This is a genomic window from Rhodopseudomonas sp. NSM, assembly GCF_052445935.1.
In the GTDB taxonomy this organism is placed as follows: domain Bacteria; phylum Pseudomonadota; class Alphaproteobacteria; order Rhizobiales; family Xanthobacteraceae; genus Rhodopseudomonas.
This window is the reverse complement of record NZ_JBQTCH010000001.1, coordinates 832971-850361: the sequence shown is the minus strand read 5'-3', so window position 1 is coordinate 850361 and position 17391 is coordinate 832971. Positions and strand designations below refer to the sequence as shown.

Genomic DNA, 17391 nt, shown 5'->3' with positions numbered 1-17391 from the left:
CGCTGCTCAAGCCCCAAGCACAACGCGCTCCCTCTCCCGCTTGCGGGAGAGGGCTGGGGTGAGGGCGCCCCAGGCAGTGAGTCATCGCTCGCCGAGAGGAGTGCCCTCACCCGGATCGCTGCGCGATCCGACCTCTCCCGCAAGCGGGAGAGGTGGCGCTGCGGGTTCGCTCACGTCGTGCGCGCCCCGGAATGAATCGACGTTGGTGAAGCGGCTTACGCCACGTCCCGGATCCAGCCGTGCTTGTCCTCGGCGCGGCCGTATTGGATGTCGACGAGCTGCTTGCGCAGGCCCATCGCGACCTCGCCGGCGGCGCCGCCGCTGATGGTGAAGTCGCCGCTGGCCGAGCGCACCGTGCCGATCGGCGAGATCACCGCCGCGGTGCCGCAGGCGAACGCCTCCTTGAGCTTGCCGCTGGCGGCGTCGGCACGCCACTGCTCGATCGTGTAGGCCTCCTCGCGCACGGTCCGGCCCGCCTGCCGCGCCAGCGCGATGATCGAATCGCGGGTGATGCCGGGCAGGATGGTGCCGAGCGGCGGCGTCGACAGCGAACCGTCGTCGAACACGAAGAACACGTTCATGCCGCCGAGCTCCTCGACGTAGCGGCGCTCGATCGCGTCGAGGAACACCACCTGATCGCAGCCGTGTTCGATCGCCTCGGCCTGGGCGCGCAGTGATGCCGCGTAGTTGCCGCCGCATTTGACGCCGCCGGTGCCGCCGATCGCGGCACGCGTGTAGTTCTCCGACACCCAGATCGACACCGGCGCAGGCCCGCCCTTGAAGTACGAGCCGACCGGCGAGGCGATCACCGCGAAGATGTATTCCGCCGACGGCTTGACGCCGAGGAACACTTCGCTCGCGATCATGAACGGCCGCAGATACAGGCTGCCGTCGCCGCCGGGAATCCAGTCGCGGTCGATCCGGATCAGTTGCTCGATCGCCTCGATGAACACCGGCTCGGGCAGTTGCGCCATCGCCATGCGGTCGGCGGAATCGCGGAAGCGCCGTGCATTGGCGTCGGGCCGGAACAGGTTCACGCCGCCGTCGGCGCGCTTGTAGGCCTTCAGGCCCTCGAAGATCTCCTGCGCGTAGTGCAGCACGGCGGTCGCCGGATCGAGCGGGAAGTTGGCGCGGGATTCGACGCGTGCGCCGTACCAGCCCTTGGCCTGATCGTAGCGGACGATCGCCATGTGGTCGGTGAAGACGCGGCCGAAGCCCGGGTCGGCGAGCTTCGCGGTTCGATCCGTCTCCGGCGTCGGCTGCGCCGACGGCTGGATGTCGAAATTCAGCCAGACCGAGCCGTCGACCTTGTCGAACGAGATTCCCATGGACGTGATCTCCTGGATCGGCGCGCCTGCCGGTGGCCGTGGTTGCGCGAGCCCGGCTGATGCCGGCCGCTGGGTGGTTCGGTCCCGGCCCGCGCCGGGAGACATTGTTTTGGCGGATCCTGCGAACTCCGCTATGTTTCGGCCAAGCCGTCCGACATTCGCATGCACGCCGTTTCGCCGCATCTGGTTATCGGACCGCGCGGGGAAGGGTCGCAAGCGGAATAGTCGAATATTTCGTCTTGGTCGGCCGTTTTGTAACATAAGACCCAGATATGTCAACATGGCTGACATAAATTTCAACGGCTACCTGCAAGGCGAGAGCGCCGCGTTCGCGGCGCCGAGCCGCCCGGCGGATGCGTCGGTTGCGTCGGTTGCGCCGCCGCGGTGGGACATCATCGAGCTGTTGTTCTTCGCCTATCGCGACTTCGTCGGCGATGCCGACCACGTGCTGGAGGCGTTCGGGTTCGGCCGCGCGCATCACCGGGTGGTGCATTTCGTCTGCCGCTATCCGGGGCTGACGGTCGCCGATCTGCTCGACGTGCTGCGCATCACCAAGCAGTCGCTCGGGCGGGTGCTGAAGCAACTGCTCGACGAGGGTTACATCGTGCAGAAGGCCGGCGACAGCGACCGCCGCCAGCGCCTTCTTTTCGCCACCGCAAAGGGCGAGGCGCTGGTGGTGAAACTCGCCGGCCTGCAGACCGACCGGATTGCACGCGCGCTGCGCGGTCTCGGTCCGGGCGAAGCGGAGGCCGTGCGTAAATTCCTGCGCGCCATGATCGATTGCGAAGATCCGGACAAGGTGCTCCAGACCATTCTGCAATCCGACGGCGCCATCGCGAAGGATGTCACGTGATCCAGCTAGCAGCCCTGGCGAAGAAGCCGGTCCGCCCCGCCGACGATGCGCCGCATCTTCTGCTGGTCGACGACGACCGCCGCATCCGCGATCTGCTGTCGCGCTTCCTCGCCAGCGAAGGCTATCGCGTCACCACGGCGCAGAGCGTGCCCGACGCGCGCGCCAAGCTCGCCGGGCTGAATTTCGATCTCTTGATCCTCGACGTGATGATGCCCGGCGAGACCGGCTTCGATCTGGCGCGCTCGATCCGGGTCGATTCCGACGTGCCGATCGTGATGCTGACCGCGCGGCACGAGGCCGAAGCCCGCATCGAGGGGCTGCAGCTCGGCGCCGACGACTACGTCGCCAAACCGTTCGAGCCGCGCGAATTGCTGCTGCGGATCTGCAACATCCTGAAGCGCACCTCGCCGGCGCCGGCGAGCAGGGCCGAGACCATCGCGTTCGGTCCCTACGTGTTTCACATCGAGCGCGGCGAACTGCGCCAGGGCGACGAGACGATCCATCTCACCGACCGCGAGCGCGACATGCTGCGCGTGCTGGCCGCGGCGCCCGGCGAGACCGTGCCGCGCGGCGATCTGACCGGCGGCGGCGGCAACGCCAATGAGCGGGCCGTCGACGTGCAGATCAACCGCCTGCGCCGCAAGATCGAGCGCGACCCGGCCAACCCGCTGTTCCTCCAGGCCGTCCGCGGCATCGGCTATCGTCTGGTCGCCGCGCCGTAGCGTTGGTCGGCTGATAATTTGATCGGCGATATATGAGCAATGCCTTCCCCCACGCACGACGCAACCCCTCCCCGCCCTGCGCAGGGAGAGGTCGACCGGCGAAGCGTAGCGTAGCCGGTCGGGTGAGGGGCCTGGCACGGCGCTTCCTCACAGCTTCCGCATTCGCGGGTCGGCCGCAGCCCCTCACCCCGACCCTCTCCCCGCAAGAACGGGGCGAGGGAGCTCGCCGTGCATGGGGCGGAAGCAATGCTCCTATTCGAAAACTTGCTGACACCTCCCCACGAGCGCCGTCATGAGCACGCTCGACACCGGCCTCACGCTGATCCGCTCCGCCTCGCGGCGGGTGTCGGCGGCCAATGGCTGGATGGGGCAGCGCTTCAACGACTTCATGCCGAAGGGGCTGTATGCCCGCGCGCTGCTGATCATGATCGTGCCGATGGTGCTGCTGCAATCGGTGATCGCCTTCGTGTTCATGGAGCGGCACTGGAACACGGTGACGCAGCGGCTGTCGGCGGCGGTGGTGCAGGACATCGCGGCGCTGATCGACGTCTACAAGAGCTACCCGCAGGACAAGGACAACGCCGCGCTGCGCCGGATCGCGCAGAACCGGCTCGGGCTGGTGGTGGATTTCCTCGGCCCGGGCGAGATGCCGCCGCCGGGCAGCAAGCCGTTCTTCTCGCTGCTGGATCAGTCGATCAGCAAACAGATCAGCAAGCAGATCGCGCGGCCGTTCTGGATCGACACCGTCGGCCGCTCCAACCTGGTCGAAATCCGCATCCAGCTCGACGATGCGGTGATGCGGGTGTTCGCGCTGCGCAGCGCGGCCTATGCGTCGAATTCGGAGATCTTCCTGCTGTGGATGGTCGGCACCTCGACGGTGCTGCTGGTCGTCGCGGTGCTGTTCCTGCGCAACCAGATCCGGCCGATCCTGCGGCTTGCGGACGCCGCCGAGAGCTTCGGCAAGGGCCGCGACGCGCCGAACTTCAAGCCGCGCGGCGCCCGCGAGGTGCGGCGCGCGGCGCACGCCTTCATCGAGATGAAGAGCCGCGTCGAGCGCGCGATCGAGCAGCGCACCGCGATGCTGGCCGGCGTGTCCCACGATCTGCGCACCATCCTCACCCGCTTCAAGCTCGAACTCGAACTGATCGGCGACGCCCCGGAAACCGAGGGGATGCGCAAGGACGTCGACGAGATGTGGGCGATGCTGGAAGCGTATCTCGCCTTCGCGCGCGGCGACAGCGGCGAGCGGGCGCAGCCGACCGACATGGCGGCGGCGCTGGAGGAACTGCGCAACGACGCCGAGCGCCATGGCCACATCGCCACCGTGTCGTTTTCCGGCCAGCCGGTGGTGACGGTGAAGCCGGCGGCGTTCAAGCGCTGCCTCGCCAATCTGGTGTCGAACGCCGCGCGCCACGCCGACGCCATCGCCATCGCCGGCCAGCGCGATCATCGCTACCTCACGGTGACGATCGACGACGACGGTCCCGGCATTCCGATGGCGATGCGCGAGGAAGTGTTCAAGCCGTTCCTGCGGCTCGACGACGCCCGCAATCAGGACGAAGGCGGCACCGGCCTCGGCCTCGCCATCGCCCGCGACATCGCCCGCTCGCACGGCGGCGACATCACGCTCGGCGACAGCCCGATGGGCGGACTGCGCGCGACGGTGCGGGTGCCGGTGTAGGTCTATCTGTGTAGTTCTATTTTGTGTCGTTCGTCGGCGTCGCCCCATCCACCACCGTCACCACCCGCGAAAGCGGGTGGCCCAGTATTCCAGACGCCGATTACTTGAACTGAGCGCTCCGGAATACCGGGTCGCCCGGTCGAGCCGGGCGATGACGGTGGTTGGGACACTGATACCAACACTTGTCATTGCCGGGCTTGACCCGGCAATCCATCCTCTTCGCGAAATGCCACTGCATGGAGGAACGCGCGCTTGCGCGCGCGAGGGATGCGCGGGTAAAGCCCGCGCATGACGCCTGTACGCGTCGCTTACTTCGCCAGTTCCCGCGACCGCTTCGCCGCTGCGGCGACGGCACGGGTCAGCAGCGGGCGGAAGCCGTCGTCGGCCATCAGCACGTCGAGTGCGGCAGCCGTGGTGCCGTTGGGGGAGGTGACGTTCTTGCGCAGCGTCGCGGCGTCGAGCTCGGAGCGGTGCAGCAATTCGCCGGAGCCGGCGACGGTGGCGCGCGCTAGCGTCATCGCCAGCTGCTCCGGCAGCCCGGCCGCGACGCCGGCGCGGGCGAGTTCTTCGGCGAGCAGGAACACATAGGCCGGCCCGGAGCCCGAGACGGCAGTGACGGCGTCGATCAGGCTCTCGTCGTCGACCCATTCGACCGCGCCGGTGGCGCGTAGCAGCGCATCCGCGGTGGCGCGTTGCGAAGCAGTGACGTCGCTGGCTGCGACCGCCACCGTGATGCCGCGGCCGATCGCCGCCGGCGTGTTCGGCATCGCGCGGACGACGTGGCCGCCGATCTGCGCGGCGAGCGCCGCGATCGGAATGCCAGCCATCACCGACACCACCAGCGTCGACGGACCGGCGTAGCTGCGCAATGCGGCGGCGGCGCCGGCAAAGGTCTGCGGCTTCACCGCGACCACCATCGTCGCCACCGCGCCGACGTCGGAGGCCGAGGCGTTGAGGCGGACGCCGCGGCCGGTCAGCGCGCGGATCTCGTCGGAAGGCTGCGGGTCGATCACCACGACTTCGCCGCCGTCGAGCCCCTGTGCCAGCCAGCCGGTGAGCAGCGCGCCGCCCATCTTGCCGGCGCCGGCGAGCACGAGATTGCCGCCGAGCTGAGCGAGCGGCCGCGGAGCTGGTTTGGTCGTCATGGGGCTCTCCAACGAAGCCTGGTCGGTTACGCTTCGCCCTCGGTGTCGAACATCGCGGCCGACATCGCTTCGGACGCGGTCTTGCCGGCCCATACCGTGAACTGGATCGCCGGATAGTAGCGCTCGCAAGCGCTGATCGAACTGATCAGCATGGTCTCGCACTGCGCGCTGGTCGCCGACAGCCCGCCCGGCAGCACCAGCGCCTGGCGGAACATGATCGTGCCGGTATGTGTCCATAGATCGAAGTGACCGACCCAGAGCTGCTCATTGATCGCGGCGATCAGCCGCTGGGTCTCGTTGCGGCGTGCGGACGGCACCTTCATGTCGAAGGCGCAGGCCAGATGCAGCGCCTCGATCTCGCTCATCCAGGTGAAGGACAGCGTGTAGTCGGTCCACTGCCCCTTCGCCGCGATGGTGATTTCGTCTTCGCCGGATCGTTCGAACACCAGATCGTTCGACGCGGCGATGTCTTCGACCGCCTCGAGCGGGTTGTTTCTGGAATCGAAGACGCCTTCGAGGATGGCCATGCCGTCTCGACCTTCACTTTGAATGTGCCTGATACGCATGTGGCAGGCCGATACGCGCCTGTGCCCGGTGGATCGTTGCAAACGCATGATCCGGACGAACCGAGGTTGCAGAAATGAAATGATGTGATTTGCCGAATCCGTGCAATCCCGAGGCCGGCCCATCCACAGCCAAACCGCGGCCCGTCCACAGTTCGATCGTCTGCGCGAAGAACAAAACGGAATCGGATTCGCGTCGTCCGAGTCCGGTGGTTGGATTTCACCTGTCGCGAGTCCGGCGGCGCGCCGCCGACCTTTGATTCGGTGCCGCGCGCTGGTAGCCTGAGGCTCGTTCCAGAACTCAGGCGAGTGACCCCGATGACCGACACCGTGACCGACCCCACCGACGCGCCGCCGCCGTCTGCGCCCGCGGCAGCGTATCCGCGGTTCGCGCGGCCGCAGCGCGTCGCCTTCGTGCAGTCGTCCTGGCATCACGACGTCGTGGCGGAGTGCTGGGAGGCGTTCGCGCGCGAGATCGTCGCGCGTGGCGTCGACGCGTCGCAGGTCGATCTGTTCGAGGTGCCGGGCTCGTTCGAAATTCCGCTGCACGTGCAGACGCTCGCCAAGACCCGGCGCTACACCGCGATCGTCGCGGCCGGTCTCGTGGTCGACGGCGGCCTCACCGGCTTCGTCGCCGAAACGGTGATCAAGGCGCTGATGGACGTCCAGCTCCGCACCGAGGTGCCTGTGTTCTCGGCGGTGGCGACGCCGCAAGCGTTCGAAAGCGGCGACGCGCAGGTCGCGTTCTTCAGGCAGCACTTCGCCGCCAAGGGCGCCGAAGTCGCCCACGCCTGCGCGGATACACTGCTCAGCCTCGAACGGCTCAGAGGGCAGGTGGCGGCGGGGATCGTGTAACCCGCGACTGAGCGGTCTGTCGGACGTCTCCGCAGGATCGCCGTCATCCTGAGGCGCCGTCGCGCAGCGACGGCCTCGAAGGATGGCCACGAGCCCCCGCTGCCGTTTCACAGGCGCGACAATCATCCTTCGAGGCTCGCTGCGCTCGCACCTCAGGATGACGGCTATGCTGGAGGAAGGTCCGGTCAGTCGACTCGGGCAGTTCTTGCAGCCTCATTCTGCTGCGCGCGCCCCGGAATGACGAACGAGAGTTTCGAGTTATCAGTCGAACAGGCTCGACACCGACTCTTCGGAGGCGGTGCGGCCGATCGCTTCGGCGATCAGCGAGGCGATCGACAGCGTGCGGATGTTGGCGCTGTTGCAGACCGCCTCGGTCGGCTGGATCGAGTCGGTGATCACCAGCTCTTTCAGCTTCGAGGAATTGATGCGGGCGCAGGCGCCGCCGGACAGCACGCCGTGGGTGATGTAGGCGTAGACGTCCCTGGCGCCGTTGGCGAGCAGCGCGTCGGCGGCGTTCACCAGCGTGCCGCCGGAATCGACGATGTCGTCGATCAGGATGCAGGTATAGCCCTCGACCTCGCCGATCACGTTCATCACTTCGGATTCGCCGGCGCGTTCGCGGCGCTTGTCGATGATCGCCAGCGGCGCGTTGATGCGCTTGGCGAGGCCGCGGGCGCGCACCACGCCGCCGACGTCGGGCGACACCACCGCGACTTTCGACAGGTCGAAGCGCTCCTTGATGTCGCGCACCATCACCGGCGAGGCGAACAGGTTGTCGGTCGGGATGTCGAAGAAGCCCTGGATCTGGCCGGCGTGCAGATCGAGCGTCATCACCCGATCCGTCCCCGCATGGGTGATCAGATTGGCGACCAGCTTGGCCGAAATCGGCGTGCGTCCCCCGGCCTTGCGGTCCTGGCGGGCGTAGCCGAAATACGGGATCACCGCGGTGATGCGGCGCGCCGAGGCGCGGCGCAGCGCGTCGGTGATGATCAGCAGTTCCATCAGGTGGTCGTTGGTCGGGAACGACGTCGACTGGATGATGTAGACATCCGAGCCGCGGACGTTCTCCTGGATCTCGACGAACACCTCGTTGTCGGCGAAGCGGCGAACGCTGGCCTTGGTCAGCGACATGTTCAGCCACGAGGCGATGTCGCGCGCCAGCGCCGGATTGGAATTGCCGGCGACCAGCTTGACGGAGCCGTTTTTCCACGACATCGACGCGTTTCCCCTCGCCGCGGTGGATACAACGTTCAGCATATCGGATGACTCATGAAAACGGACGCTTTGCGAGCGAGGTGATATCAGCCGCCGGCCTGCGATGGCAACCCGTCGCAGGCGGTTTTCCGATGCGGATTCGACATAGGTAGCGGTCAGCGGGCGGCGAAACTCAGGGAGCTCGCCGGCGGCGCGTCGCTCGTCGGGATGCTGGTGTCGGCGCTGGCGATCGCCGGCCCGCGCGAGGCCGGCTCGCTCGGCGCCGCCGGGGCGGGCGTCGCCGGTTCGGCCGGTAAGGTCCCGTTCACCAAACCGCTCAGCCCGGTGAAGCCGGCCTGGGCGATGCGGCGCAGCACGGTGTCGTCGGCCTGGCCCCAGGCATCGCGACCGGAGCGGCCGGTCGCCTCTTCGCCGGACAGCCGCAGCGTGCGCTGCTGGTTGCGGTCGTAGACGTCCCAGACCCAGGCGATGTTGGTGCGGTTGCCACGCACCTGTGCGGAGAGATAGCTGCGGATGCGATAGGCGGCGCCGCCTTCGCGCGACACCACGGCGATGTTGCGCAGCTTGGATTCGCTGTCGAGCACCGACACCATGCGGTCGAACACGGGCGGCGGCGGGCCGTCGATCGATTCGAATGCCACGGTCGACCCGCCGCCGGCCGACGCCATCGGCCCGGCGCCGCCGCCTTCGGTGACGCAGCCGCTCAATCCGCCCATCAGCCCCAGCAGCAGGACGGCGCGCGCGAGGCGCAAAGCGGGCTGGCGGAGCGGGCGAACTGTCATGGCGGGTTCCGTCGGAAGGCGCGGCCGAGCGGCGGCCGGACGGAGCAAGCGATATCGTTAAAATCCGTTAAGGTCTAGGGCAGCGCAATTGCGGGCGTTGCCGAGGTGAGCAGCGCGTCACCGGCGTCCGTCGGAATTGATGAAAGATGTCAGCGAAGTGGACTGTTGCCAATCACCCCGCAGCGGTCATTCCGGGGCGCGCGCAGCGCGAACCCGGAATCTGACGCTTGCGATGACGGACGCTCGGGTGCCACGCGCTTGCGCTGCGATATTCCGGGTTCGCCGCTGCGCGGCGCCCCGGAATGACGGACGGGGGCCTCGCGAGGCGGCGAGCCTCAGCCTTCCAGCACGATGGCGTGGATCTGGCGGCCGTAATCGGGCTCGGCGCGGTGCACCGAGCGGCGGTAGCTGAAGAAATTCTCGTCCGGATAGGTGTCGATGCCGGTGTCGTCGACCGCCGCCACCCCCGCCGTTTCCAGCCGCATCCGGATGAAGCCGCCGAGATCGAACATCGCGTGTCCCGGCCGCGCCGCCGGGATGAAGAAGCGGGCGTAGCCGGCGTCGGCCTCGGCGAAGCGCGCGACGAATTCGGCGCCCACTTCATAGCTCGGCTGGCGGATCAGGGGGCCGATCGCGGCGATGACGCGGCCGCGCGTGGCGCCGAGGCCTTCCATCGCGTCGAGCGTGGCTTCCAGCACGCCGGTCAGCGCGCCCTTCCATCCGGCATGGGCGGCGCCGATCACCCGCGCCGCCGGGTCGGCGAACAGTACCGGCCCGCAATCCGCGGCGGTGACGCCGAGCGCCAGCCCCGGCGTGGCCGTGACCATCGCATCGGCCTTCGGGCGCGCGGCGTTGTCCCACGGGGCCTGCGCCACCGCGACATCGGGCGAATGCACCTGATAGACGGTGAGGAAGCTCTCCGGCGGCACCCCCATCGTCCGCGCCATCCGCCGTCGGTTCTCGGCGACATGCGCGGGGTCGTCGTTGGAGCCGATGCCGCCATTGAGGCCGGCATAGATGCCCTGCGAGACGCCGCCGTCGCGGCTGAAGAAAGCGTGGCGCAGGCCCGGGACGGCGGCGAGCCGCTGCGAGGCGATCGTCATGCCTTCTGTCCCTCCGCGGCGCGCTCGAGGTCGTCGCTCAGCGCCACCAGCGAGGTGATGGCGGGATCGGACACGCCGATCACCTTGAACATCGCGCCCATGCCGCCGCGGCCCTCGCCGGTCAGCCGCTTCAGCGCGCCGGCGATGTCCTCGGACACCTGCGCGCTCGCCTTGGCCATCAGCGACAGCGCGCGGGTTTCGATCCCCAGCCGCTTGAGGAATTCGCCCTGCGTCACCGGGCCGTGCACGCGGGCGCCGAGATCCTCGGCGGCGCGTCCCAGTGCCTGGAAGTCGACATGCGCGGTGAGGTCGGCGCGTCCGGGATTCTGCAGCGGGTCGGCGAAGGAGTGGCGCGCGATCGCCTGAAACGTGTCGCCGACGTCGCTGCGGACATGGCCGTAATCGATGATCAGCGCCGCCCCGCTTTGGTCGCGCAGCCGCGCGGCGATCGCCATGATCTCATTGTCCGGCCGCCATTCGAACACCGCGCCGGCCGGCGCCATCCGCACCAGCGGCGGCAGCAGCAGGTCGAAGCGCGGGATCGGGTCCTCGGCGACGCCGAACACCAGCTCGCCGCTGGCGCTGATCTCGACCACGCGCTCGTGCCAGCCGCCGTCGCGCTTCACCGCCTGATGGATCGGCAGCACGTCGAAATATTCGTTGGCGAGCACCACCGCGGGGCCTTCCGGCACCTCGTCGAAACGCTCGTGCCAGTGCACGTTGCGGATGCCGGCCAGCATCGCCTGCTGTTTCTCGCGCAGCACCGGGTTGATCTCGACCAGATGCACGCTGAGCGACTGGTACAGCGGCGGCAGCACGCGCAGCGCGCGCAGCGCGTCGGCGATCATGGTGCCGCGGCCGGGGCCGATCTCGATCAGCCGCAACACGCCGGGTTCGCCGGCGGCCTTCCACACCGATGCGGTCCACAGCCCGATCAGTTCGCCGAACATCTGGCTGATCTCGGGCGAGGTGGTGAAATCGCCCTCGCGGCCGAGCGGATCGCGCGACACGTAGTAGCCGTAGTCGGGATGGGCGAGGCAGAGCTCCATGTAGCGCCACACCGGCATCGGGCCGGTCGATTTGATCAGCCGCTTGATCTCCGCCAGCAGCGGCGAGTCGTCGCTCACTTGACCGCCTCGCCGGGTTTTGCGCCGGCGGGTTGCGGCGGCGCGCTGGCGCGGCGCCGTGCCGCCAGCATCACGACGATTCCGGCGATCACCATCGGCACCGACAGCAGCATCCCCATGGTCGTGCCGCCCCACAGGAAGCCGAGCTGCGGATCGGGCTCGCGGAAGAACTCGCCGATGATGCGGCCGAGCCCGTAGAAGGTGAGGAACGCGCCGATGATCAGCCCCGGCCGCTTCAAGGCGCCGGCGCGGATCATCAGCGCCAGGATCAGGAACAGCGCCAGCCCCTCGAGCCCGGCCTCATAGAGCTGGCTCGGATGCCGCGGCAGCGGCCCGGCATTCGGGAACACCATCGCCCAGGGCACGGTGGAATCCGCCGGCCGGCCCCACAATTCGCCGTTGATGAAATTGGCGACCCGGCCGAGGAACAGCCCGATCGGGCCGACCGCGCAGGTGATGTCGCCGAGCGAGGCGATCGAGACGTTGCGCTTCCAGCCGAACAGCATCACCGCGACCACACAGCCCATGAAGCCGCCGTGGAACGACATGCCGCCCTTCCACAGCACGAAGATTTCGGCCGGGTTCGCGATGAAGAAGTCGAGATTGTAGAACAGCACGTAGCCGGTGCGGCCGCCGAGAATGATGCCGATCGTCACCCACAAGATGAAGTCGTCGAACTGGACGGGCGTGATCGGCGCCGGCCCGCCCCACAGCCGCTCCCGCTGCAGCAGCATCCGGGCGTACAGCCAGCCGAGCAGGATGCCGGCGATATAGGCCAGCGCATACCAGCGGATCTCGAACGGGCCGACAGCGAGGGCCACCGGATCGAATACGGGGAAGGCGATGGCGAAAAATGGCATTGTCGGTTCGCTTAATCCTGAAGCCTGCGCCGGTACAACGCCAAAAGTCGTTCCCAATGCCGTTCGGCGGCGTCGCGGTTGTAGACCGGCCGCTGCGGAAAGGCGAAGGCGTGTTGCGTGCCGGGATAGATTTCCACCTCGGCATCGACGCCGTCGGCGGCGAGCGACTCGCGCAGCGCGGCGATCATCTCCGGCGGCGCCCAGCGGTCGGTCTCGGCGCAGGCGAAATACAGCTCGCCGCTGGCCTTGTGCGCCGTGCGGTGCGGGCTGTCCGCCGCGTCGGTCATCAGATGGGTGCCGTAGATCGATGCCGCGGCCTTGACCCGGTCGGGGAAGTGGGTGGCGGCGCTGATCGCGTAACGGCCGCTCATGCAATAGCCGACCGCACCGGCCGGGCCCTTGCTGGCGGCGGGCCGCATCGCGGCGAAGTCGAGCAGCGCCTTGACGTCCCGCATCACCATCGCGATGCTGAGCGAGCCCATCAATTCGTACATCCGCTTGCGCTCGGGGGCCTCGTCGTCGGCGGGGATCGGGCCGAGTTCGAACACGCCGGAACGGTAATACAGGCTCGGCAGCATCACATAATAGCCGCAGGTGGCGAGCCGCCGCGCCATGCTGCGCAGTTCCTCGCGGATCCCCGGCGCATCCATGAAGAACAGCACCACCGGATGCGGGTCGTTGCGTTCGGGATGGGTGATGAAGGTGCTGACGCGGCCGTCGAGGGTCGGGATGTCGATCTGTTGCTCGATCATGCGGACGACCGATCCTCTCGAATGGGCCTTGCGATGCCGCCGGGAACATCGCAAGGAATGCCGACGCTGACAAGGCGGCGGAGACGCCGCGCAGGCGCCTTGAAGTGCACCGGCGCCATCGCCATTGTTTCGTCCAGGCCGGTTTCGACCGGCAACAGTTTCGACTGCAACCTCGCGCCAAGCGACCCGGAGTTCTCGACATGACGCAGACCAACAACCGGATTTTCGACGAGATCGGCCGTCTGATGAACGACGCCGCCGGCGCGGCGCAGGGCGTCAAGCGCGAGGTCGATTCGGTGGTGCGCAGCCAGGCCGAAAAGATCCTGCGCGACCTCGACATCGTCAAGCGCGAGGAGTTCGAGGCGGTCAAGGACATGGCCCGGCTCGCCCGCGAGGAGAACGAGGCCCTCAAGGCGCGGATCGCGGCGCTGGAGGCGAAGCTCGGCGGCGGCTCCGAGCCCCCGACCGCGATGGCGTGAGCATCAGCCCCTCATGGTGAGGAGGCCGCGCAGCGGCCGTCTCGAACCATGAGGCGGCACGGCCTGTCCTCGCAGCCATCCTTCGAGACGCCCGGCTGCGCCGGGCTCCTCAGGATGAGGCAGTGCAGGGGAATCGCGAGGGTATGGCCCCCGATTTCCTTGTCATTTCCCGCCTTTGCGGCTAGAAACCCGGCACGACCGCGGCCCCCGCACCCCTGGAGGCTTGCCGCGGCGTTCGCATGGGCCGCGTTGCGGCCTTTAACTTTTTACAGATCAAGGACTTAAACGATGGCGACCGTCATGGAATTCAAGGCGACCGCACGTCCGAAGAGCGGCAAGGGGGCCGCCCGGGCAGAGCGTCGCGCCGGCCGAGTGCCCGGAGTGATCTACGGAGACAATAAGCCCCCGCTGCCGATCTCGGTCGAGGACAAGGACCTGCGCCTGCGCATTCAGGCCGGCCGCTTCCTCACCACGATCTTCGACGTCGTCCTCGACGGCCAGAAGCACCGTGTGATCCCGCGCGACTATCACCTCGACCCGGTCAAGGATTTCCCGGTCCATGTCGACTTCCTGCGGCTCGGCGAAGGTGCGACCATCCGCATCAGCGTGCCGCTGCATCTGAAGGGTCTCGAAAGCGCGCCGGGCGTCAAGCGCGGCGGCACCTTCAACATCGTCACCCACACCGTCGACCTCGAGGCGCCAGCCGACGCGATCCCGCAGTTCATCGAGGCCGACGTCTCGACGCTCGACATCGGCGTGTCGCTGCATCTGTCGGACATCGCGCTGCCCAAGGGCGTCAAGTCGGTGTCGCGCGAAGACGTCACGCTGGTCACCATCGTGCCGCCGTCGGGCTTCAACGAAGAGGCGGCTGCACCTGGTGCCGCGCCTGCGGCTGCCGCCGCGGCTCCCGCCGCCAAGGCTGGTGCGGCCAAGGCTCCGGCTGCTGCGGCCCCGGCGGCCAAGGCCGGCGCGGCCAAGGCTCCGGCGGCTCCGGCAGCCAAGAAGAAGTAATCCGCGGGACGCCGCGGCATGCGCTTGTTTGTCGGGCTGGGCAATCCGGGTGCGAAGTACCAGGACAACCGGCACAACATCGGGTTCATGGTCATCGACCAGATCGCGCGGCGTCATGGCTTCTCGCCATGGCGCCGTCGCTTTCAGGGCGAGACCGCCGACGGCACGCTGGACGGTGAGCGGATCACGCTGCTGAAGCCGCTCACCTACATGAACGAGTCCGGCCGCGCCGTGCAGGAAGCCGCGAGCTTCTACAAGATCGGGCAGAGCGAGGTCGCGGTGTTTCACGACGAGATCGAACTGCCGCCGGCGAAGGTTCGCGTGAAGGTCGGCGGCGGCATCGCCGGGCACAACGGCCTGCGCTCGATCTCGGCGCATATCGGCAATGATTACTTGCGGGTGCGGCTCGGCGTCGGTCATCCGGGGGTGAAGGAACTGGTGCACAATCACGTGCTCGGCGATTTCGCCAAGAGCGAGCGTCCCTGGGTCGCGGCGCTGTGCGAGATTGCCGCCGACAATGCCGGCCTGATCGCCAAGGGAAAAGACGCCACCTTCGCCAACAAGGTGCATCTGGCAATGCAGGCCAGGGGATTTCTGGACAACGAGAAACAGGCCAAAGGCGGCGAGCGCGACAAGTAATCGAAGCCGTCATCGCCGGGCTTGACCCGGCGATCCATCTTCTTCGAAGAAGATGGATGCGCGGGTCAAGCCCGCGCACGACGGTCGAACTTTAAAGCGCCGCGACGGCCTCGAACAGCGGGACATACCATGGGATTCAAATGCGGGATCGTCGGGCTGCCGAATGTCGGCAAGTCGACGCTGTTCAATGCGCTGACCGAGACCGCGGCGGCGCAGGCGGCCAACTATCCGTTCTGCACCATCGAGCCGAATGTCGGCGAGGTCGCGGTGCCGGATCCGCGGCTCGACAAGCTCGCCGAGGTCGGCAAGTCGCAGCAGATCATTCCGACGCGGCTGACCTTCGTCGACATCGCCGGGCTGGTGAAGGGCGCCTCCAAGGGTGAGGGCCTCGGCAACCAGTTCCTCGCCACCATCCGCGAGGTCGACGCGATCGCGCACGTCGTGCGCTGCTTCGAGGACGGCGACATCACCCATGTCGAGGGCCGGGTCGCGCCGATCGCGGATATCGACACCATCGAGACCGAGCTGATGCTCGCCGATCTCGACAGCCTCGAGAAGCGCGTCGACAACCTGACCAAGAAGGCCAAGGGCGGCGACAAGGATTCCAAGGAGCAGCTCGAACTGGTCACCCGCGCGCTCGCGCTGCTGCGCGAGGGCCGGCCGGCGCGTTTCCTCGAGCGCAAGCCGGAGGAAGAGCGCGCGTTCCGGATGCTCGGCCTGCTGACGTCGAAGCCGGTGCTGTACGTCTGCAACGTCGAGGAAGGCTCCGCCGCCGAGGGCAATGGCTTTTCCGAGCAGGTGATGGCGCGCGCCAAGGAAGAAGGCGCGGTCGCGGTGGTGATTTCCGCCAAGATCGAATCCGAGATCGCGACGTTGTCGCGCGCGGAGCGCGCCGATTTCCTCGATACGCTCGGGCTGCACGAAGCCGGCCTCGACCGGCTGATCCGCGCCGGCTACGAGCTGTTGCATCTGATCACATACTTCACCGTCGGCCCGAAGGAAGCCCGCGCCTGGACCATCACCAGGGGCACCAAGGCGCCGCAGGCCGCCGCCGTGATCCACACCGATTTCGAGAAGGGCTTCATCCGCGCCGAAACCATCGCGTATGACGACTATGTCGGGCTCGGCGGCGAAGCCGGCGCCCGCGACGGCGGCAAGCTGCGGCTCGAAGGCAAGGAATACGTCGTCGCCGACGGCGACGTGATGCATTTCCGGTTCAACACCTGAGGTCGGCAAAGCCTTTAAGCTCGTCATTCCGGGGCTCGCGCCGCGAGAACCCGGAATCCATACGCCGCAGCGCTGCTGTGACGCATGGTCGAAATGTCAGGCCGTCGTGCAGGACATTGATGCAGGGGATATGGATTCCGGGCTCGCCGCTACGCGGCGCCCCGGAATGACGATCTCTTTCTATCGAAACCCCTGCTGATCGCGGATCGCGCCGAGATGCTCGTTGATGCGGAACACGATCAGGATGAACTCGGCGATGATGCGGGTGAAGACGATGCCGACCAGGATCGAGGCGAGGCTCGACAGCACCAGGATGAAGCCGCCGAAAGGCGACACCGCCATCGCCGCCAGGCCGGAGAACACGCCCGAAATTCCGAACAGCACCGTCAGCGCGATCACCAGCCAGTAGAACGGCTTGATGATCGTCGGCGTGATGAAACGGTCCCATTGGAACAGGTCGCGAAAATTGAACATTGTGGTCTCCCCAGCAGCCCCGGATCGTGGCTTGTGATTGCCGCCAATAACGGCCACAATCGGGCCTCCCGCCAGCAAATGCCATGACCCTCCTCAGCTTCGAAGATTTCCCCCCCGGCCACTTCGGCCGCTTCGGTCCTCGCCGCGTGACGCGCGAGGAGATCGTCGCGTTCGCCACCGAATTCGATCCGCAGCCGATGCACCTCGACGAGCGCGCCGCCGCGGGGTCGATGCTGAAAGGGCTGTCCGCCTCGGGCTGGCATCTGTGCTCGATCATGATGCGGATGATGTTCGACGGCTACATCAAGAACACCGCCTCGCTCGGCTCGCCCGGCGTCAACGAGATGCGATGGATGGCGCCGCTGCGTCCCGGCGACGATCTCACCATCGAGGTCGACGTGGTCGAGGCGCGGGTGTCGAACAGCCGGCCCGACACCGGCATCGTCACGTTCAAATGCCACGTCCGCAACGGCAAGGGTCAGATGCTGTGCGAGATGGTCTCGCCGATCATCATCCGGCGCCGCCAAGCGGGCGTCGCGACCGAAGCCAGTTAGCGAGAAGAGCCGAGACCGCCC

At 67.5% G+C, this 17391-nt stretch carries 19 protein-coding genes; 9 read left to right on the top strand and 10 right to left on the bottom strand.

What is annotated here, in order from left to right:
• Positions 1 to 215: 215 nt before the first annotated feature.
• Entirely contained in the window at positions 216 to 1328 is a 1113-nt protein-coding gene (locus ACTZWT_RS03895) for a branched-chain amino acid aminotransferase (RefSeq protein ID WP_444768380.1), read from the bottom strand.
• Positions 1329 to 1608: 280 nt separating this feature from the next.
• Between ACTZWT_RS03895 and ACTZWT_RS03890 the strand changes: the two genes are divergently transcribed.
• From ACTZWT_RS03890 to ACTZWT_RS03880, 3 genes are all read left to right on the top strand, one after another.
• A complete protein-coding gene (locus ACTZWT_RS03890) occupies positions 1609 to 2181 on the top strand; it encodes a MarR family transcriptional regulator (protein ID WP_444768471.1) in 573 nt (190 codons plus the stop codon).
• Positions 2178 to 2903: a response regulator gene (locus ACTZWT_RS03885; protein ID WP_444768379.1), complete on the top strand. Its 726-nt coding sequence runs from the start codon at positions 2178 to 2180 to the stop codon at positions 2901 to 2903. Before ACTZWT_RS03890 ends, ACTZWT_RS03885 begins: the two co-directional genes overlap by 4 nt.
• Before the next feature lie 292 nt (positions 2904 to 3195).
• Complete coding sequence (locus ACTZWT_RS03880) at positions 3196 to 4584, top strand: ATP-binding protein (protein WP_444768378.1); 1389 nt, start codon at positions 3196 to 3198, stop codon at positions 4582 to 4584.
• Positions 4585 to 4892: 308 nt separating this feature from the next.
• Here ACTZWT_RS03880 and proC read toward each other — a convergent pair whose 3' ends face one another.
• Together proC and ACTZWT_RS03870 are read right to left on the bottom strand one after the other, a co-directional pair.
• Entirely contained in the window at positions 4893 to 5729 is an 837-nt protein-coding gene (gene proC, locus ACTZWT_RS03875) for a pyrroline-5-carboxylate reductase (RefSeq protein ID WP_444768377.1), read from the bottom strand.
• Positions 5730 to 5755: 26 nt separating this feature from the next.
• Positions 5756 to 6256, bottom strand: coding sequence for a type III secretion system chaperone family protein (locus ACTZWT_RS03870; RefSeq protein ID WP_322514240.1), 501 nt, complete (start codon positions 6254 to 6256; stop codon positions 5756 to 5758).
• Between the two features lie 354 nt (positions 6257 to 6610).
• Here ACTZWT_RS03870 and ACTZWT_RS03865 point away from each other — a divergent pair, with 354 nt between their 5' ends.
• Complete coding sequence (locus ACTZWT_RS03865; protein WP_444768376.1) at positions 6611 to 7147, top strand: 6,7-dimethyl-8-ribityllumazine synthase; 537 nt, start codon at positions 6611 to 6613, stop codon at positions 7145 to 7147.
• Positions 7148 to 7408: 261 nt separating this feature from the next.
• Here ACTZWT_RS03865 and ACTZWT_RS03860 read toward each other — a convergent pair whose 3' ends face one another.
• The 6 genes from ACTZWT_RS03860 to ACTZWT_RS03835 all read right to left on the bottom strand — a co-directional run bounded on the left by ACTZWT_RS03860 (position 7409) and on the right by ACTZWT_RS03835 (position 12986).
• The gene (locus ACTZWT_RS03860) at positions 7409 to 8362 is read right to left on the bottom strand and encodes a ribose-phosphate pyrophosphokinase (RefSeq protein WP_444768375.1); all 954 of its coding nucleotides are present in this window, start codon (positions 8360 to 8362) and stop codon (positions 7409 to 7411) included.
• Positions 8363 to 8517: 155 nt separating this feature from the next.
• Positions 8518 to 9144 (bottom strand): hypothetical protein, encoded by a 627-nt coding sequence (locus ACTZWT_RS03855; protein ID WP_444768374.1) that lies wholly within the window; start codon positions 9142 to 9144, stop codon positions 8518 to 8520.
• Positions 9145 to 9479: 335 nt separating this feature from the next.
• Positions 9480 to 10247: a peptidoglycan editing factor PgeF gene (gene pgeF, locus ACTZWT_RS03850; RefSeq protein WP_444768373.1), complete on the bottom strand. Its 768-nt coding sequence runs from the start codon at positions 10245 to 10247 to the stop codon at positions 9480 to 9482.
• Positions 10244 to 11314 carry a class I SAM-dependent methyltransferase gene (locus ACTZWT_RS03845; protein ID WP_444768470.1) on the bottom strand — a complete coding sequence of 357 codons (1071 nt, stop codon included), beginning with the start codon at positions 11312 to 11314 and terminating at the stop codon, positions 10244 to 10246. Before ACTZWT_RS03845 ends, pgeF begins: the two co-directional genes overlap by 4 nt.
• Before the next feature lie 56 nt (positions 11315 to 11370).
• Complete coding sequence (lgt, locus tag ACTZWT_RS03840; protein ID WP_444768372.1) at positions 11371 to 12234, bottom strand: prolipoprotein diacylglyceryl transferase; 864 nt, start codon at positions 12232 to 12234, stop codon at positions 11371 to 11373.
• Between the two features lie 11 nt (positions 12235 to 12245).
• A complete protein-coding gene (locus tag ACTZWT_RS03835) occupies positions 12246 to 12986 on the bottom strand; it encodes a dienelactone hydrolase family protein (protein WP_444768371.1) in 741 nt (246 codons plus the stop codon).
• A gap of 200 nt (positions 12987 to 13186) precedes the next feature.
• Here ACTZWT_RS03835 and ACTZWT_RS03830 point away from each other — a divergent pair, with 200 nt between their 5' ends.
• The 4 genes from ACTZWT_RS03830 to ychF all read left to right on the top strand — a co-directional run bounded on the left by ACTZWT_RS03830 (position 13187) and on the right by ychF (position 16342).
• The gene (locus ACTZWT_RS03830) at positions 13187 to 13465 is read left to right on the top strand and encodes an accessory factor UbiK family protein (RefSeq protein ID WP_322514233.1); all 279 of its coding nucleotides are present in this window, start codon (positions 13187 to 13189) and stop codon (positions 13463 to 13465) included.
• 288 nt (positions 13466 to 13753) lie between these two features.
• Positions 13754 to 14476 (top strand): 50S ribosomal protein L25/general stress protein Ctc, encoded by a 723-nt coding sequence (locus ACTZWT_RS03825; RefSeq protein WP_011443037.1) that lies wholly within the window; start codon positions 13754 to 13756, stop codon positions 14474 to 14476.
• 18 nt (positions 14477 to 14494) lie between these two features.
• Positions 14495 to 15115: an aminoacyl-tRNA hydrolase gene (pth, locus tag ACTZWT_RS03820; RefSeq protein WP_444768370.1), complete on the top strand. Its 621-nt coding sequence runs from the start codon at positions 14495 to 14497 to the stop codon at positions 15113 to 15115.
• A 129-nt stretch (positions 15116 to 15244) separates the two neighbouring features.
• Entirely contained in the window at positions 15245 to 16342 is a 1098-nt protein-coding gene (gene ychF / locus ACTZWT_RS03815) for a redox-regulated ATPase YchF (protein ID WP_444768369.1), read from the top strand.
• Between the two features lie 180 nt (positions 16343 to 16522).
• On the opposite strand, the gene ACTZWT_RS03810 is transcribed toward ychF, so the two are convergent.
• Positions 16523 to 16816: a DUF4282 domain-containing protein gene (locus ACTZWT_RS03810; RefSeq protein ID WP_011443034.1), complete on the bottom strand. Its 294-nt coding sequence runs from the start codon at positions 16814 to 16816 to the stop codon at positions 16523 to 16525.
• A gap of 83 nt (positions 16817 to 16899) precedes the next feature.
• On the opposite strand from ACTZWT_RS03810, the gene ACTZWT_RS03805 reads away from it, so the two are divergent.
• The gene (locus ACTZWT_RS03805) at positions 16900 to 17370 is read left to right on the top strand and encodes a MaoC family dehydratase (RefSeq protein WP_444768368.1); all 471 of its coding nucleotides are present in this window, start codon (positions 16900 to 16902) and stop codon (positions 17368 to 17370) included.
• The last annotated feature ends 21 nt before the right edge of the window (positions 17371 to 17391 follow it).

Excerpts from the sequence above, each read along its gene's own strand:
- ACTZWT_RS03895 (WP_444768380.1), bottom strand. The coding sequence starts at position 1,328 with ATGGGAATCTCGTTCGACAAGGTCGACGGCTCGGTCTGGCTGAATTTC.
- ACTZWT_RS03890 (WP_444768471.1), top strand. The coding sequence starts at position 1,609 with ATGGCTGACATAAATTTCAACGGCTACCTGCAAGGCGAGAGCGCCGCG.
- ACTZWT_RS03880 (WP_444768378.1), top strand. The coding sequence starts at position 3,196 with ATGAGCACGCTCGACACCGGCCTCACGCTGATCCGCTCCGCCTCGCGG.
- proC (WP_444768377.1), bottom strand. The coding sequence starts at position 5,729 with ATGACGACCAAACCAGCTCCGCGGCCGCTCGCTCAGCTCGGCGGCAAT.
- ACTZWT_RS03870 (WP_322514240.1), bottom strand. The coding sequence starts at position 6,256 with ATGGCCATCCTCGAAGGCGTCTTCGATTCCAGAAACAACCCGCTCGAG.
- ACTZWT_RS03865 (WP_444768376.1), top strand. The coding sequence starts at position 6,611 with ATGACCGACACCGTGACCGACCCCACCGACGCGCCGCCGCCGTCTGCG.
- ACTZWT_RS03860 (WP_444768375.1), bottom strand. The coding sequence starts at position 8,362 with ATGTCGTGGAAAAACGGCTCCGTCAAGCTGGTCGCCGGCAATTCCAAT.
- ACTZWT_RS03855 (WP_444768374.1), bottom strand. The coding sequence starts at position 9,144 with ATGACAGTTCGCCCGCTCCGCCAGCCCGCTTTGCGCCTCGCGCGCGCC.
- pgeF (WP_444768373.1), bottom strand. The coding sequence starts at position 10,247 with ATGACGATCGCCTCGCAGCGGCTCGCCGCCGTCCCGGGCCTGCGCCAC.
- ACTZWT_RS03845 (WP_444768470.1), bottom strand. The coding sequence starts at position 11,314 with ATGCCGGTGTGGCGCTACATGGAGCTCTGCCTCGCCCATCCCGACTAC.
- lgt (WP_444768372.1), bottom strand. The coding sequence starts at position 12,234 with ATGCCATTTTTCGCCATCGCCTTCCCCGTATTCGATCCGGTGGCCCTC.
- ACTZWT_RS03835 (WP_444768371.1), bottom strand. The coding sequence starts at position 12,986 with ATGATCGAGCAACAGATCGACATCCCGACCCTCGACGGCCGCGTCAGC.
- ACTZWT_RS03830 (WP_322514233.1), top strand. The coding sequence starts at position 13,187 with ATGACGCAGACCAACAACCGGATTTTCGACGAGATCGGCCGTCTGATG.
- ACTZWT_RS03825 (WP_011443037.1), top strand. The coding sequence starts at position 13,754 with ATGGCGACCGTCATGGAATTCAAGGCGACCGCACGTCCGAAGAGCGGC.
- pth (WP_444768370.1), top strand. The coding sequence starts at position 14,495 with ATGCGCTTGTTTGTCGGGCTGGGCAATCCGGGTGCGAAGTACCAGGAC.
- ychF (WP_444768369.1), top strand. The coding sequence starts at position 15,245 with ATGGGATTCAAATGCGGGATCGTCGGGCTGCCGAATGTCGGCAAGTCG.
- ACTZWT_RS03810 (WP_011443034.1), bottom strand. The coding sequence starts at position 16,816 with ATGTTCAATTTTCGCGACCTGTTCCAATGGGACCGTTTCATCACGCCG.
- ACTZWT_RS03805 (WP_444768368.1), top strand. The coding sequence starts at position 16,900 with ATGACCCTCCTCAGCTTCGAAGATTTCCCCCCCGGCCACTTCGGCCGC.